The 14,437-nt window shown below is 36.4% G+C and carries 15 protein-coding genes; 3 read left to right on the top strand and 12 right to left on the bottom strand.

Features of this window, described 5'->3' with window-relative positions; all coding sequences use genetic code 11:
• Positions 1-63: 63 nt before the first annotated feature.
• The 8 genes from MHI10_RS10205 to MHI10_RS10240 all read right to left on the bottom strand — a co-directional run bounded on the left by MHI10_RS10205 (position 64) and on the right by MHI10_RS10240 (position 8,264).
• Entirely contained in the window at positions 64-513 is a 450-nt protein-coding gene (locus MHI10_RS10205) for a hypothetical protein (protein WP_340785168.1), read from the bottom strand.
• Between the two features lie 639 nt (positions 514-1,152).
• Positions 1,153-2,310, bottom strand: a complete 1,158-nt coding sequence (tnpB, locus tag MHI10_RS10210; RefSeq protein ID WP_445683218.1) for an IS200/IS605 family element RNA-guided endonuclease TnpB — start codon at positions 2,308-2,310, stop codon at positions 1,153-1,155.
• A gap of 367 nt (positions 2,311-2,677) precedes the next feature.
• On the bottom strand, positions 2,678-3,205 hold the full coding sequence (locus tag MHI10_RS10215; RefSeq protein WP_340785172.1) for a GNAT family N-acetyltransferase: 528 nt from the start codon (positions 3,203-3,205) through the stop codon (positions 2,678-2,680).
• A 111-nt stretch (positions 3,206-3,316) separates the two neighbouring features.
• Positions 3,317-4,282: a quinone oxidoreductase family protein gene (locus MHI10_RS10220; RefSeq protein ID WP_340785175.1), complete on the bottom strand. Its 966-nt coding sequence runs from the start codon at positions 4,280-4,282 to the stop codon at positions 3,317-3,319.
• Positions 4,283-4,590: 308 nt separating this feature from the next.
• On the bottom strand, positions 4,591-5,127 hold the full coding sequence (locus tag MHI10_RS10225) for a TVP38/TMEM64 family protein (protein WP_340785177.1): 537 nt from the start codon (positions 5,125-5,127) through the stop codon (positions 4,591-4,593).
• An 84-nt stretch (positions 5,128-5,211) separates the two neighbouring features.
• A complete protein-coding gene (locus tag MHI10_RS10230; RefSeq protein ID WP_340785181.1) occupies positions 5,212-6,831 on the bottom strand; it encodes a Na/Pi cotransporter family protein in 1,620 nt (539 codons plus the stop codon).
• 260 nt (positions 6,832-7,091) lie between these two features.
• Positions 7,092-7,757 carry a peptidylprolyl isomerase gene (locus MHI10_RS10235; RefSeq protein WP_340785184.1) on the bottom strand — a complete coding sequence of 222 codons (666 nt, stop codon included), beginning with the start codon at positions 7,755-7,757 and terminating at the stop codon, positions 7,092-7,094.
• Positions 7,758-7,856: 99 nt separating this feature from the next.
• Positions 7,857-8,264 carry a YrvL family regulatory protein gene (locus MHI10_RS10240; RefSeq protein WP_340785185.1) on the bottom strand — a complete coding sequence of 136 codons (408 nt, stop codon included), beginning with the start codon at positions 8,262-8,264 and terminating at the stop codon, positions 7,857-7,859.
• 480 nt (positions 8,265-8,744) lie between these two features.
• On the opposite strand from MHI10_RS10240, the gene MHI10_RS10245 reads away from it, so the two are divergent.
• Together MHI10_RS10245 and MHI10_RS10250 are read left to right on the top strand one after the other, a co-directional pair.
• Positions 8,745-9,296 (top strand): sigma-70 family RNA polymerase sigma factor, encoded by a 552-nt coding sequence (locus MHI10_RS10245; protein WP_340785186.1) that lies wholly within the window; start codon positions 8,745-8,747, stop codon positions 9,294-9,296.
• Between the two features lie 11 nt (positions 9,297-9,307).
• The gene (locus tag MHI10_RS10250) at positions 9,308-10,309 is read left to right on the top strand and encodes a DUF4179 domain-containing protein (RefSeq protein WP_340785187.1); all 1,002 of its coding nucleotides are present in this window, start codon (positions 9,308-9,310) and stop codon (positions 10,307-10,309) included.
• Between the two features lie 75 nt (positions 10,310-10,384).
• Here MHI10_RS10250 and MHI10_RS10255 read toward each other — a convergent pair whose 3' ends face one another.
• Both MHI10_RS10255 and MHI10_RS10260 read right to left on the bottom strand, forming a co-directional pair.
• Positions 10,385-10,579 carry a hypothetical protein gene (locus tag MHI10_RS10255; protein WP_340785188.1) on the bottom strand — a complete coding sequence of 65 codons (195 nt, stop codon included), beginning with the start codon at positions 10,577-10,579 and terminating at the stop codon, positions 10,385-10,387.
• Entirely contained in the window at positions 10,580-11,572 is a 993-nt protein-coding gene (locus tag MHI10_RS10260; protein WP_340785189.1) for a M23 family metallopeptidase, read from the bottom strand.
• Between the two features lie 409 nt (positions 11,573-11,981).
• Between MHI10_RS10260 and MHI10_RS10265 the strand changes: the two genes are divergently transcribed.
• A complete protein-coding gene (locus tag MHI10_RS10265) occupies positions 11,982-12,515 on the top strand; it encodes a dihydrofolate reductase family protein (RefSeq protein ID WP_340785190.1) in 534 nt (177 codons plus the stop codon).
• Between the two features lie 62 nt (positions 12,516-12,577).
• Here MHI10_RS10265 and MHI10_RS10270 read toward each other — a convergent pair.
• A protein-coding gene (locus tag MHI10_RS10270; RefSeq protein ID WP_340782087.1) for an IS3 family transposase occupies positions 12,578-13,719 on the bottom strand; the annotation gives its coding sequence in 2 pieces (ribosomal slippage) (positions 12,578-13,434 and positions 13,434-13,719; 1,143 coding nt in all).
• A gap of 155 nt (positions 13,720-13,874) precedes the next feature.
• The gene (locus MHI10_RS10275) at positions 13,875-14,432 is read right to left on the bottom strand and encodes a 5' nucleotidase, NT5C type (RefSeq protein WP_340785191.1); all 558 of its coding nucleotides are present in this window, start codon (positions 14,430-14,432) and stop codon (positions 13,875-13,877) included.
• Between the last annotated feature and the right edge of the window lie 5 nt (positions 14,433-14,437).

Here is a 14,437-nt window from a genome sequence, read left to right on the forward strand (position 1 = left end):
TATTTAATATGCTTTTTAAATCGTTGTTGCACTTAAGTTCAAATAATTGTATTAGGTTTGTCTTCAATTTTTATGTAAAGAACCTCCAATACTAAATTGATTTGCTTCATCAACAGTTTGTAAATAACCGATCATTTGAATATGTGGATTGTTTGTTCCGAGTAACTCTTTATCTCCCATACCTTCAAATGGCGTAAATACATGTAATACTATATTTTCCCCTGGTTCAATATTTAATTTGTTTCCGCTTGCCTGAACTTTATAAACGTTTCCTTTATATGAATTTTCACCTTGTTTTATTGGGAAGGAAATAAAAACATTATTTTGTTTTATCACATAGTCACTATCATTAAGCAATTTTATAGAATAGGATATTCCATTTTCAGAGGTTTCCTGTTCAATTAGTTCTAGCTTGATTTTTTCCATATCTTCAACAGTAATTTGCTTTTCACTTTCACATGCTGCTAATAATATGAAAACGAATAAAGCGGATAATAATAATTTAAGTTTCAAAGGTCTTTCCCCACTTTCAATTTTGTTTTTGAGGCTGTAAAAGGTCCACTTTTTCAGTTCTATGTATCCCCCCTCATTTATACAATTTATTACATAAATTATATAACATTGGATTTTCTACTTCAATAATTAGCGAAAGAAGGTGTTTTTTATGCCGAAACAACCTTAAATAATGGTTTATTTAAATAAATTAGCATCGTGATTGCTACGTAAGAAGACTAGCCTTTTGCTAATTCCCCCATTCAAATCAAGCTAAAAACAATTAAAAAACACGTTATTTTGAACGGTTTTATTCCTTTTTTATGCAGCAAAAAATGGTTGGACCTTTTAAATTGCGCTGCTTATTTTTTCTAACACTTGGTTTAACAATGATTCAAAAAAAGTTATGCATTTTTTGAATCAATTTAGTACGATCCGTCCAAATCGACATACGACTTAAATATAAATAAGTGAAATACGGCCATTTTTGCCCCCAATAGCACTTATTTTTAAATAAGTAGTATATGAAATCCGCCAAATCACGAATAACCGAAAAAATATGTAAGACAAAATTATTTACACACGCATTTGAACTACTCCCACCTACGCTATCGCTTAGAGGAGGGAGATTCTTGGCTAAAATCTCGATTAGATGGAGATTCACCGAGCTAACCCCGTAGTCCCTACGGTTTGAAGCCTTAATGCTTCTTGTAGAATATTGATGCTTGCGTTAAGATCTCGGTCATGTTGCGTATGACAGTTTGGACACGTCCATGTGCGGATGGCGAGATTCTTCACGTCTTTATGTTGATAGCCGCAATGTGAACAAAGCTGGCTAGAGGCAAATGTTTTACCTACTCGAATAACTTGTTTACCGTACCACCTTGCTTTGTACTCGAGCATATGCGCGAATTCTGACCAGCTCGCATCACTAATCGCTTTGGCAAGTAGGTGATTCTTTTGCATCTTACTGACACGCAAATCTTCTATTCCAATGATGTCGTGGTTTTTGACAATTTCAGTGGAAATTTTGTGTAAGTAGTCATGCCGTGCATTGCGGATTTTCTCGTGAATTTTTGCTACTTTTATGCGTTGTTTTTGATAGTTTTTCGCTTCATCTAGTGGACAGTTTCGTTTGATTGCCCACTCTTTTTTACAGGCTAAAATGTGTTGTTCTTCTGCTAATTTTGCCTCTAGCTTACGGAATAACTGCGGGTTGGCATAGGTTGTACCGTCAGATAATTTCGCGAATTCTTTGAGACCAAGATCAATGCCTACGTTTTTCATTGTTTTTGGGTAGGCTTGGACGTCCGTTTCAGCTAAAACTGCGATGAAATACTTGCCTGTAGGGTTTCTTCTAATGGTTACGCTCATGATTTTTCCTGTAATTTCTTTGGATTTTGCGAATTTCACATGACCTAGTTTCGGGAGTTGAATGAGGTTGGCAATTATTTTGATATTTTCATTCGTCATTTTTGTCGTATAGCTTTGTGTGGGGTTTTTCTTCGATTTAAAACGCGGTGCTTCGTTTTGTTGTTTGAAAAAACGGTCATAGCTATCCGCTAAATATCGTACCGTTGTTTGAAGGGCTATGCTATCTACTTCTTTTAGCCAGCTTGTTTCCTCTTGTTGTTTTAACATTGGTAGCATCGCGGAGCATTTTGCATACGACAAGCCTTTACCTGTTTCCTTGTATGTGGCTTGCCACTCAGCTAGACAATGGTTGAAAATATAGCGACAACAGCCGATTGTTTTATTGATTAGCATCGTCTGTTCTTTTGTCGGATAGAGTCGGAATTTATACGCTTTATAGGTCACCAAGTGGATCACCTCCCTTTCTTTTATTCTACCAAACAGAATATACGTTCGCAAGTTTGAAAAGGAATTTTAGGCTACCGCCTACCGACATTCATCTCCCACTTACTCATTGGGTTAAACTCTACAGATTCCTTGAAGTAGGAGTCTTCTGTCGGATAATGATAAAATTTGCTCCACGCTTGTAACGACGGCATTTTTGAGGGGTGAATGAAAAAGTCGATTCATTTTCTTTACGTATTAATGGCCATTTTCCACAGAAGAAAATTAAGTTTTTGCTCAAAATAACAGTGTTTTTAATCTGAAATGTAATGCTTTTGAACAGAAATACCTCAGATGTTTTGGTGTGAAGATGAAAGATTGAAATTATTTAATAGTGTATTTTTATATTTCTATCTAGATTTTTAATCGCCAACATGGACTGATCCTGAATGATTCCTGTCTCTACAAAACCAAATGAAGCGTATAATGCTTTAGCTATTACATTATTTGTATGATAAAAGAGGGCTACATATTTTGCTTCCCCATGTGGCGCAGTTTCAATATCCATTAACATTTTTTCAAAAGCAAGTTTTCCAAAGCCCTTCCCCTGATACTCTTTTCCAATCATAATGTGCCAAATAAAATAGCACTTTTCCTCGTAAAAAGTTTCATTTTTAAATGATTCATGATCGAGTGTATCGTAAATATACATCAAAAATCCGACTACAACTTCATCGTTATAAATGGCAATAGGAGTTGCTGGTATCCCGTCTGCATTCATCATATGAGCGTCTGCAAAGCTTCTAAGGTTAGTCGTTTCTAGAAAGTCTTTCTGATCTTCACCAACTTCAAGTGCAATTATTTCATCAATGTTATCACCGGTGATTTTTCGTAATTCAAGCATTTTTGTATTCATAATGCGGCCCCTTTCAACTAGTCACTCCCGTGCTAAACTCCCATATGATTTTTATTTAGTTCCATGCTGGGTGGTAAATATCCGAATCACCTATCTAGAAATCAGCAGTAATCAATTTAATTTCAATAAAATTTTCCCAAGATGTTGTCGTTTTTCAAAATACTGATGCGCTTCTATTATATTTTCTAAATTAAATATTTGATCAATATGGAGTTGTAGTGTTTGGTTTGCAAATTGAGCGATCATTTTTTCGGCAAATGGACGAATAAATTCAGGCTTCAGTTTACGTGTCGTTCCTAAGCTAAACCCTTTAATGGACCGACAACTACTATGCACATCATTTGTAGAAAAGTTCCCTTTTTCTCCACTACTATTGCCAAGCTGAACGAGCGTGCCAAAAGGTGCTAAACAACGTAAGCTATCTACGGTAATATTTCCAGCAATTGAATCAAAAATGACTGTTGCACCATTAGCATTTGTAGCCTCAAGCGTTGTACCCACAAAATCTCCATATGTACATACAACATCTGCACCTAATGATTTCACATAGTTTATTTTGTTACGTGAACCTACTGTAGCGATAATTTTCTGACATTGAAGCTGTTTGCAAAGTTGGACAAGCATCGAGCCTACACCGCCTGCTGCACTATGAATAATCACCGTATCCTCTTTACTGACATTCCCAATAGCATTAACTAAGATTTCAGCTAAAAAGCTCACAGTAGGTATTGAAGCAGCCTGCTCAAATGAAAGGGTATTAGGAATTTTATAGGTCAAGCTTTCATGAGCGACAGCCAATTCTGCATAACTACCGTTTCTAGGAAATGCAATGACTCGATCCCCAACCTTAAATTTACTTGAGCAACTTTCGATTACTGTACCGGCTAAATCAAGACCAAGTGTTATTGGAAATGCCCCTTTTGCCTTAGCACCTGTTCGATTTTTAATATCTGCATAATTAATACTCGTATAAGCCCCTTTAATTAGCACTTCTCCACTAGATAAGTTTGGTATGTTTGTTTCATATAGTTGTAAAACATCGGCTGAACCAAATTCAAATTGTTGAATAATTTTCAATTTATCCCTCCTGTTAACAGATGGTTGGTAGTATTCATAATATACCAAAAATAAGCAATTAGAGTAAACATCACAATACATAATTACTGTTGCTAAAAATGACTTTCATGGTCGTGCATAAAAATTTTCTGAATGACATTCAAACAAAAAGCCATGGAATGTTGATCATTAAACAACACTCATGGCTTTTAGGCTAATTATATATCATTTGTTAATAATTAGAGATTGGTTCCGCGTAGTAGTTTAATCGCCAAGGATTTTAAACGGATACACATTTGGCTAGCTATGCATGTACAAGTTTTGTTTAATTAAGCAGTAAATCGCCGTTTCAACTTCCGCCCTATCAAAACTAACAGCAGCAAATACGTACCGACTAAAAGCATCGTGCTCCACCCGTTGTCTTCAAATTGCTGGCCAGCCATTGTAAATGCGACCATTGTTGGGAGTTTGCCAATAACTGTGGCGAAAGTAAATGCCCAAACAGACATAGATGTGACGCCTGCAATCGCATTTAACGCTGCTGAAGGCATGATGGGAATAAGGCGACCGATTAAAATGGCCAAAAATGCGTTGCGATCCAACATTGTAAAAAAGCCGTCCAACCGCGCATATACCGCGACCTTATTTCTTGCCCAGCGTGCTAAAATCGTTCGACTTAAATAAAACATGCCGATACAGCCGACTGTTGTGCCACCAAGGCTTATGAATAATGCGAGCCAAAACGGTTTATTGGTTGCAATGTACCCGACAATTAATGGAATGGGCATCGCTGGTACAAACGCTAATCCCACCATAATTAAAAAACTGAACCAAACACTCGCACTGCTTGTCTCCACCCAATTCATATAATATTTCACCTCTTTTATAGACTATTTCCTTTAATAGAAAAAAAGCGAAAACCCTGCAAATGTATGGGTTTTCGCCTTTTATTATTTCACTGTATCTACAATGTTTTTCGCGTGATCGCCAATTCGTTCTAAATTACTAATAATGTCCGCAAAAACAATGCCTGCTGAACCAGAGCAAATGCCTTCGTTTAGACGGTAAATATGCATTTTTCGCAATTTACGTTCCATCACATCAATTTCGTTTTCTCGTGCATACACTTCTTTTGCAAGTGCTGGATCATTTTTTTCAAGTGCTTGTAAGGCAGTGCGCACAGTTTCCATTGTAAATTCATACATTTCGACTAACTCTGCCTGCGCTTCTTTACTTAGTTTTACTTTATTTGCATCGCGGTATTGTAAAAACTCCACAATATTTTCTACATGGTCACCGATACGCTCGATATCACGAATATTATCAAATAAATTATGATGTAAATTCGATTCTGTGCGTGATAATGCTTGTTTCGATAGCTTCACTAAATAGTCCGTTGATTTACGGTCTAAGTTATTGATCGCTTCTTCTAACTGCTCAACATTACCTATCGCTTTTGTATCGCCAGTTTGTAAATAATGTAGGGCTTCTTCCATGCCTTGTACACTATAAGAACCCATATGCAATACTTCCATTTTTGCCTGACCTAGAGCAAGAGCTGGTGATTGGGTAATTAAATTTTCATCTAAATATTTTGGCTTCTGCTCAATTGTAGAATCCTCACCTGGAATAAGTTTCGTCACGATCCATGCGAGTGCACCAATAAATGGTAAGTGGATTAATGTGTTCACCACGTTAAAAGTACCATGAGCAAACGCAATTTGCATTTTACTTTCTAGGTTTAAAACACCCGTAATCCATTCCACATAGGCTGTGAACGGAAATAATAAAAGCATAAATATAACCGAACCAATGATGTTAAATAACACATGTGTTGCTGCGGCACGACGAGCTGCTACAGAAGCACCTAATGAAGCTAAAATCGCAGTAATCGTCGTTCCGATATTGTCACCGAATAAAACAGGTAGTGCCCCTTGTAAAGGTATTAAACCTTCTGCATAAAGTCCTTGTAAAATTCCGACAGTCGCAGAAGAAGATTGTACAATAAGTGTAAATATTGTACCAACAACAAGACCTAAAACTGGGATATCACTCATTTGTACTGTTAACTCTAAAAATGGTTGCCAGTCACGTAATGGTTTCATCCCACCACTCATCATTTCTAACCCGATGAATAGTCCAGCAAATCCGAATAAGATTTGTCCGATATTTTGGATTGTACTTTTCTTAAAGAAGAATAAGAAGATCGCTCCCAATGCCATAATTGGGTATGCATATTCACCTACATCAATCCCGATAATAAATGCGGTTACCGTTGTACCAATATTGGCACCCATAATAACACCGATTGCTTGTCTTAACGTCATAAAGCCCGCACTTACTAGTCCAACAGTAATAACCGTCGTCCCCGAGCTTGACTGAATTAAAACTGTTACCATCATCCCGACAAGTACGCCCATAAATGGATTTGTCGTGAACTTATCTAATATATCTCGTAGTCGATCTCCGGCTGCTTTTTGTAAGCCATCTCCCATATACTTAATGGCAAATAAGAAAAGCCCTAAACCGCCTAAAAATTGAAATATCATCTCTTGAAAATTAATCTCCATAGTCAACTACCTTTCAACATTATGTGCCTTATTATTATCATTCGCTTCTATAGAAATGTAAACAGTATTTACAATCTCTTAACATTATATTAACAATGGAAGCGAATACTTTAAATAAATGTCATATTGAGGTGGATAGATTTCAAAATGTAGTGGTTAGAATCTCAAATATGGTGGATAGCATAATCCCTTTTCCTGAGTGAAACCAAAAAATCCCCCGAAAAGGCTCGTTAAATGGCGAACAATTTCGAGGGTGTCAATTACTTTACAACTGGAGCAGGATAGTCAAAGCCTTTTGTGTCGACTTTAACTTTCTTCATTTGTTGATCTTGTAACGGTTTATCTGCTGCATCTCTTTCAGCATTAACAATGTTGTCCACTGTTTCGATGCCTTCGATTACTTTACCAAAAGCAGCGTAGTCTTCATCTAAATGAGGCGAGTTTTCTGCCATAATGAAAAATTGTGAGCCAGCTGAATCTGGATCCATCGAACGTGCCATTGAAATGACTCCACGCTCATGTGTTAAGTTATTTTCAAAGTTATTTGAAGTAAATTCACCTGCAATGCTATGACCTGGGCCACCAGTACCATTGCCTAGTGGGTCTCCACCTTGAATCATAAAGCCTGGGATGACACGGTGGAAAATAAGTCCATCATAAAAACCATCCTGTGCTAATGAAATGAAGTTTGCTACGGTATTCGGTGCAATTTTAGGATCTAATTCCACAACGATTTTCTCGTCATTCGCCATTGTAATTGTAACAATTGGATTTTCCTTAACATTTGCTGCGTAATCCTTTTGTTCAGTAGGTTCTTTTGCTGTGTCTTCTACTTCCTCTTTTTCCTTTTTATCGCCACAAGCTGATAAAACGAATAAAATGGCCATTAAGCTAAGGACAAGTAATCCTTTTTTTTGACTAAACATGTCGTTCCAACTCCTCTATGTAATTTCTTTACTCACTTATAGTATCAGATTCGACAAAGGTTTTCGCTGTTAAACGTCCAAAATGATAAAAAAGTGAACTTATGCATCAGTTTCTTTTTGATTCTTTTTTTCAACCACGTCAATTATATGATATAACACGGCTGTAATAATGGCATAAATAACTGCCCCCATTACTGGAATAGAAATCGATTCCATAACGTTCACTGCAATAAGCATCAACGTAATGGAAATGAGCAACTGCCCCCAAAACTTGTGAAAAGCGTGGTGACTTTGCATTTTTAATGCCACAAAGTTTTGCATAAAACTTGATAAAATAAATTCTACTATGCCGAACACAATAATAAATAGCGCAAAAGATTGCCAACTATCATATGTAAAGCCTAATAATATTAACGCGAACACTTCCACTGCAATGACTATGCCTATAATCACTAGGAAAGCGAATAATGCGATGAGGATGCCGAAAATACTTTTTAGTTTGTTCATGTAAACCTGTCCCTTCTTCATCAAAGCTCAGCTGTGGCAAATAGCTGCCGTCCTCTATTATACTCAATACTTTATAGAAAGTTTTAATTATCATCCTAATATATAGGTTTAACTTATGAAACTAACATCTCTTTAGAATGAATATCTAAATCGCCTCCCACGGCAGCGACGCACTCAATTGAGGAGGCTTTTATTAGAACGGAAAAATTTAATTCAGGGCTGGCCTGCTACATGCGCACACAGATGAGTCGTATAGATTTGTGCAAACATTGTCTGTGCGCTTCATGTGCTTAGCCAGCCCAACCTAGCGCATACTTTATTAGAATCCCTATTAGAATTCTTACAATGAAAAGATAGAAACTTTTGTTGAACTTATATAGAAGTAAATCTGTCTTAAAAAATTATTTTCATAATATTGATAGAAACCACCCGATTACATACGTATTAAGGTTATAAGGGCCCTTAGTTTGGAGGTACAAAATGGAGATTACAGAAGAAAATGTAGTAGAACAATTATTTAAGAAAAATGAAAAAGCGTTATTTTATGTGGTTGATCAATATGGCGGCATTATTAAGGCGGTTATGAAAAAATACTTAGGCAACTTAGAAATCATTCAAGATGAGTGTTTTGATGATGTACTCCTATTAGTTTGGAAAAACATGTCTGCTTACGACCCGAATAAAAATTCATTAAAAAACTGGATTGCTACGATTACGAAATATAAGGCGATTGATTATCAAAGGCAATATAAAAGATTTTTGCAGCAACATGAATTAGAGGATCATATGTTAATCGAGCATAACTCTGTAGAAGCACATGTCGTTGAAAATATGCTAAGCAGTGAGACAGAGCAAATACTCTCCTCCTTGAAAAAAGAGGATCAAGTCCTTTTTTTACAGCATTATGGCGAGCAAAAAACTGTGGACGAATTGGCTGAAGCACGCGGAGTTAATAAGTCGGTGATCTATAACCGATTATCGCGTGGTCGCAAAAAGTTACGCGCAGCCTTTCGTAACAGACTACATTTTTAGGAGGGATTCACTTGAAGGATTTACTGAAAAAATTTAATGATGAAAAAATAGATTTAGATCAATTGGATGTACAGCCATTAACCGATTTAGAAAAAAAGGTAATTAAAAAAAGACTCAAAAAGAAATTAATGAGACGACGCTCTATGCCAGTAAAAGTTATCGCGTCGGTTGCCTCTCTTGCTCTTGTTTCGATTATTGCAGTCAATTCTAATTTTGCTCTCGCGGATATTCCGATTATTGGTGCGAAATTAGAAGCATTCGTCTATTCACAGCAAGATTCACTGACAGATTACAAAACGATACTTGGTGAATCCGTTGAAGACAATGGCGTGAAAGTCACGTTAAATGAGGTTATTTTAGACGATGGTCAACTTCTTATTAGCAGCACCTTTCATACAAAGTTAAATGGCGATGATTTAAATTATAATTGGTTTTCTGATATTGATGTGTATATAGATGGGAGAAAAATCGAAATGGGTGGCGGCGGTGGTCCAGAAGAAATAACAGAGTCCTATATTCATTATTTTTGGAGTGCCGATGTTGGACAATTGGATTTACAAAAGGAAAAATCCATTCGCATCGTTTTTAATGATTTAAGAAGAAGTGATAGAGACGAAATAATCAAAGGAAAATGGCATTTTAAATTTAAAGCATCCGCAGAAAAATTATTCGCAAATACAAAAACGGTTCCGATTAATCAACAGTTTACTTTAGAAAATGGGCAAACGATTGACGTTCAATCCCTTGTTTTAACACCGATTTCTTCAAAAATTGTTTATGAAATGCCGAATGTTTCGGATTATGTTTACTTTAAAATCGAAAATGAACACGGAGAAGAAATTCAAGCAACTTCTGCCCAATATGGCGACGGTGGAAGCTATAATCGTTTTGTGGCGATTGATGGTGGAAAAATTAAAATTATTCCGGTGCTTGAGATGAGGGATCTCAATAATAGATACTTACCTGAACAGATTCTTGAGCATGAAGTTATCGAACTGGATTTAAGTAAGTAATAAATAGAGCCCTTGCACACGTATATCAACATGTACAAGGGCTTAATTTCTTACTATAAAAACGTGTCCTTTACATCATTTTTTTGGTTCATTTTCAAAAGTTAGCCCATACATATTTTCTTTTGCTTTCATATTCCAAACTGTTTTTTCATCTTTATCGTTTTTGGGATGGGCTTTATCTCCAACCATTGTGATTAAGATGTATAATAGTGAAACGACAACAATAATGACAACTAACATTAAGGAGATAAAAACTACTTTTCGTTTCAATTACTTCCCGCCCTTCGTTTGGCGCTCCCATAAAAGGAGTGATGGATAAGGGTCAAATGCCCACTCTGTTCGACCATTAAATTTATACATGCCATAATGCAAATGAGGTGCAAACTTACCGGAAGTGCCCTCTTTCCCGTAACCACTACTTCCGACATACCCAATGAGTGTCCCTGGTTCTACGATGTCACCTTGTGCAAGACCTTTTTGGAAACCGTTTAAATGGGCATAATAATGATACGTATTAAGATGATCACGAATGCCAATGCGCCAACCACCAAAATCATTCCAACCCATTATTTCAACGACGCCATAAGTTGTGGAATAGACTTGTGTCCCATATCCAGCAAAAAGGTCTGTCCCTTCATGCATGCGGCGCCCTCCCCAGCCGCGTTTTGCTCCCCATGTTCCTTTGTAGCTGTAATCATATTTAACTGGGAGTGGAAAATGACGTTTATCAAGGGCAATCGTATTAAAATTCTCATAAAGGCGGAAATTGGTCATAATTTGTTTAACGGCTTCTTCCTTTTGGTAATAGACCATTAATGCACGTTCAAAATCTTTTTCAGTCGTACCAAAACTACTTAAATAACTGACCAAAGAATGCAGTACATCATCATCTTGTTGTGGATCAGCTATACCATCCCCATTTCCATCCAAACCAAAACCGCCAAAATAGCCGATAGATGCAGGAGAAGTATCATCACTGTATGGATTGAGTTCACCAGCCCAAAACGCTTTTGAAAATTGGATAGCGGTAATCCCTTCTCGTTTTGGAATATCTGAACGGACGGCCATGATGCTTCGTTCATATTGATCCACTGCAGCAATTTGGAACCAAGGAACTGAAATTTCCTCAAAATGCTTATAATAAGCCATTCGCTGTTCAAAAATATCTTCTTGAGAAGGTGATTCTTGTGCAAATGTCACACTTGAAAAAACTGTACACCATAGCAAAATACATGTAAAAAAGCCCATGTGACGAACGAACATTAAGTAAACCTCCTTTCCTCCATTCATAGTGTGAGTTCAATTTTAATTTTCATGAGTTTAAATATTTTTTCGATGTTTAATAAATTTTTTATAGTATGGGAACAAAAATCAATATGAATGCATGTGATTGATTTCCAAAATAAAAAGGCATTCGAGCTATAATTCGAATGCTTTTTTTTAAAATTCCTTTATGAATGGAATAATTTCTGTATCTTTTTCTAAAATGAATTGCCTTACTTTACCACTATCTCGCCGAATCCCTATTATATTGCGATCAAAATCGAAAAAAAGTAATATATCGTTATCAGTACTTGGTTTCACGCATAAAAAATGAGGCATCTGTTGTAATTTGAAAAAATTTCAGCTACAATAAGCAGAACGTACATTCTGTTTTATGAGAGGAGAAATGATGAATAATCAAAGAAAATTAATGCTATTTATCGCCACAAGCTTAGATGGCTATATTGCAACAAAAAACGATACTTTAGAGTGGCTATTTAAAGTGGAGGGTGAAGGTGACAACGGATATTCCGCATTTTATGATACCGTGGATACCGTTTTGATGGGAAAAAGAACTTACGATTGGATTAAGGAAAATATGTCCGACGGTTTCCCCTATTTAGATAAGCAGTGTTACGTGTTTTCAAGATCAGCTCAAGGTGAGAATGAAGAAGTCACGTTTATCCAAGATGACATCCTGAACTTTACGAATAAATTAAAAGAACAAGACGGCAAAAATATTTGGTTAGTAGGCGGTGGCGAGTTATTACATTCCTTCATAAAGGAAAAAGTAGTTGATGAATTCATCATTACCGTTGCTCCTACAATCATTGGTAATGGGATTCCGTTATTCAAAGAACATGAATTTAATTTGGAGCTTTCTCTTAAAGGAATTCAACAGTTTAATCAATTTGTCGAACTCCATTATGAAGTAAAAAAATAATTAAAAACAACTACTTACACGGCACTGCCTGTCGTTTTTGAGACAGTAATAAAACACCTATTTTAAGCAACCTGTTGTCGGTATTTTACCGGTGACAGGTTGTTTAGTTTCGTTTGGATACGGGTATTATTATAATAATTTATATATTCTTCGACGATACGAATTACACATGCATTAGTCGTGCTGTGTATGTCGTCAAGATAAAACGTTTCTGACTTTAGCGAGGAGTGAAACGTTTCGATTGGGGAATTATCCGCTGGTGTGCCTTTACGAGACATACTCATGGTAATTCCTTTTTCTTTCACTTCTTTTTGATAATCGTAAGACGTATATACAGAACCTTGATCACTATGCAAGATGACGCCTTTTGGCAATTGTTTAAGCTGGTCAAGCGTTTCTAAGACAAACTCTGTATCTTGTGTTGAACCAATTGTATACGCGATGATTTCCCCATTATACAAATCCATAATGCTTGAAAGATATAACATCGACTGTCCAAAAGGCAAGTAAGTAATATCGGTTACGAGCTTTTGTAAAGGAGCTGTTGCGTTAAAGTCACGGTTTAACGTGTTATCAGCTACTTTAGATGGTTGACCAGTCCGTTTACGCTTTTTCACTTTTACCCGACATGACCAATTATATTTCTGCATCACTTTTTGGATAGTCTTTTCACTGATTCCAGAGAATAAGGCTGCTATTTTCCGATAACCATAACGATATTTATGGGTTGCACAAGCTTCACCAATCGCCTGATCTCGCTCGGCTTTTTTAGAAGTATTCCCGGTATTCTTTCGCCAACGATAATAGGACGCACGTGCTACACCCATATGCACACAAATCGATTGAATTGACATAAATCCTTTCAATCTTTCCACTAAATCTACGAATACTAGCCCAACCACTTCCTCTCCAATTCTACATACTTTTTTAAAACTTCGATTTGTTGTTTAAGATAAAGATTTTCAGCTTGTAAACGAGCTTCCTCAGAGTCATATTCTGGCCCTTTTCCGTAGGAATATTGCTTTCCTACCGGTTGATGCAATCGCTGAGTTTCTCCTGCTTTATACCATCGCATCCAAATCATTAATTGTGATTTATTCTTAATTTTTAATTCCTCTAGTATTTCCTTAACTGGAATACCTGCTAATCTCATTTCAATTGCTTTAATTTTAACTTCAGCTGGATAACTTACTCTTCTTCCCATAGAAAAAACACCTCCACGTTAATTTATTGGTATTAAATACCTGATTTAAACGTAAGGTGTTTTTTATTTGTCTCATTTTTTTAGGTCAGTGCGCACGGTTAAATGAGTAAGTAGTTGTTTTTTTATAAAATCATTCTAAAAGCAATACACAGCTATCAACGTAACTCTCCAAAGTTCTTCCAATCTATTAATCGTGGATATGTCACATGTTGGTTATAAGATTGATCCTTAACGATGACCTTTGTTGAAATAGAAGAAAGCGTATCCAGAACAGCAGGTTTATCATCTACGTAGTAATCAAGTTCGAGTGCCTTAATCGTGGCAATTTTTTCGTCGTCTTCCATGCCACAGAAGAAATGTCCTTCAGTAACAGGAAAGCCTTGTGCGATCATCCATTCTTTCGTACGTCCGCAAAATTGCTTTGGGCGTGACGTAATGTAATACACTTCATGTCCTTCTGCAACGAGTGTTTGTAAAGTTTCAAGTGCCCCTTCATACACGGGACAACTAGTGAAATAAATGGCTTCCATAGAACGCTGCCACATCGCGTGCCCTTCTTCATTTGTTAATCCGAAAGGGGCATGAATTTCTACTGTTGGAATGCCTTGAAAGACATCCATTCCAAAATTTTGATCAAATTCCTTGTTGTAAAGTTCAAATGCATGGCCGCGCAAATGAATTAATGTATCATCTATATCAAAACCAAATTTCATATTTT

Origin of the sequence: Solibacillus sp. FSL K6-1523 (genome assembly GCF_038005225.1) — a bacterium.
GTDB lineage: Bacteria > Bacillota > Bacilli > Bacillales_A > Planococcaceae > Solibacillus.

What these genes read in the sequence shown, in the direction of transcription:
- MHI10_RS10215 (WP_340785172.1), bottom strand. Translation starts at nt 3,205, where the DNA reads ATGAATACAAAAATGCTTGAATTACGAAAAATCACCGGTGATAACATT.
- MHI10_RS10225 (WP_340785177.1), bottom strand. Translation starts at nt 5,127, where the DNA reads ATGAATTGGGTGGAGACAAGCAGTGCGAGTGTTTGGTTCAGTTTTTTA.
- MHI10_RS10230 (WP_340785181.1), bottom strand. Translation starts at nt 6,831, where the DNA reads ATGGAGATTAATTTTCAAGAGATGATATTTCAATTTTTAGGCGGTTTA.
- MHI10_RS10235 (WP_340785184.1), bottom strand. Translation starts at nt 7,757, where the DNA reads ATGTTTAGTCAAAAAAAAGGATTACTTGTCCTTAGCTTAATGGCCATT.
- MHI10_RS10240 (WP_340785185.1), bottom strand. Translation starts at nt 8,264, where the DNA reads ATGAACAAACTAAAAAGTATTTTCGGCATCCTCATCGCATTATTCGCT.
- MHI10_RS10245 (WP_340785186.1), top strand. Translation starts at nt 8,745, where the DNA reads ATGGAGATTACAGAAGAAAATGTAGTAGAACAATTATTTAAGAAAAAT.
- MHI10_RS10260 (WP_340785189.1), bottom strand. Translation starts at nt 11,572, where the DNA reads ATGTTCGTTCGTCACATGGGCTTTTTTACATGTATTTTGCTATGGTGT.
- MHI10_RS10265 (WP_340785190.1), top strand. Translation starts at nt 11,982, where the DNA reads ATGAATAATCAAAGAAAATTAATGCTATTTATCGCCACAAGCTTAGAT.
- MHI10_RS10275 (WP_340785191.1), bottom strand. Translation starts at nt 14,432, where the DNA reads ATGAAATTTGGTTTTGATATAGATGATACATTAATTCATTTGCGCGGC.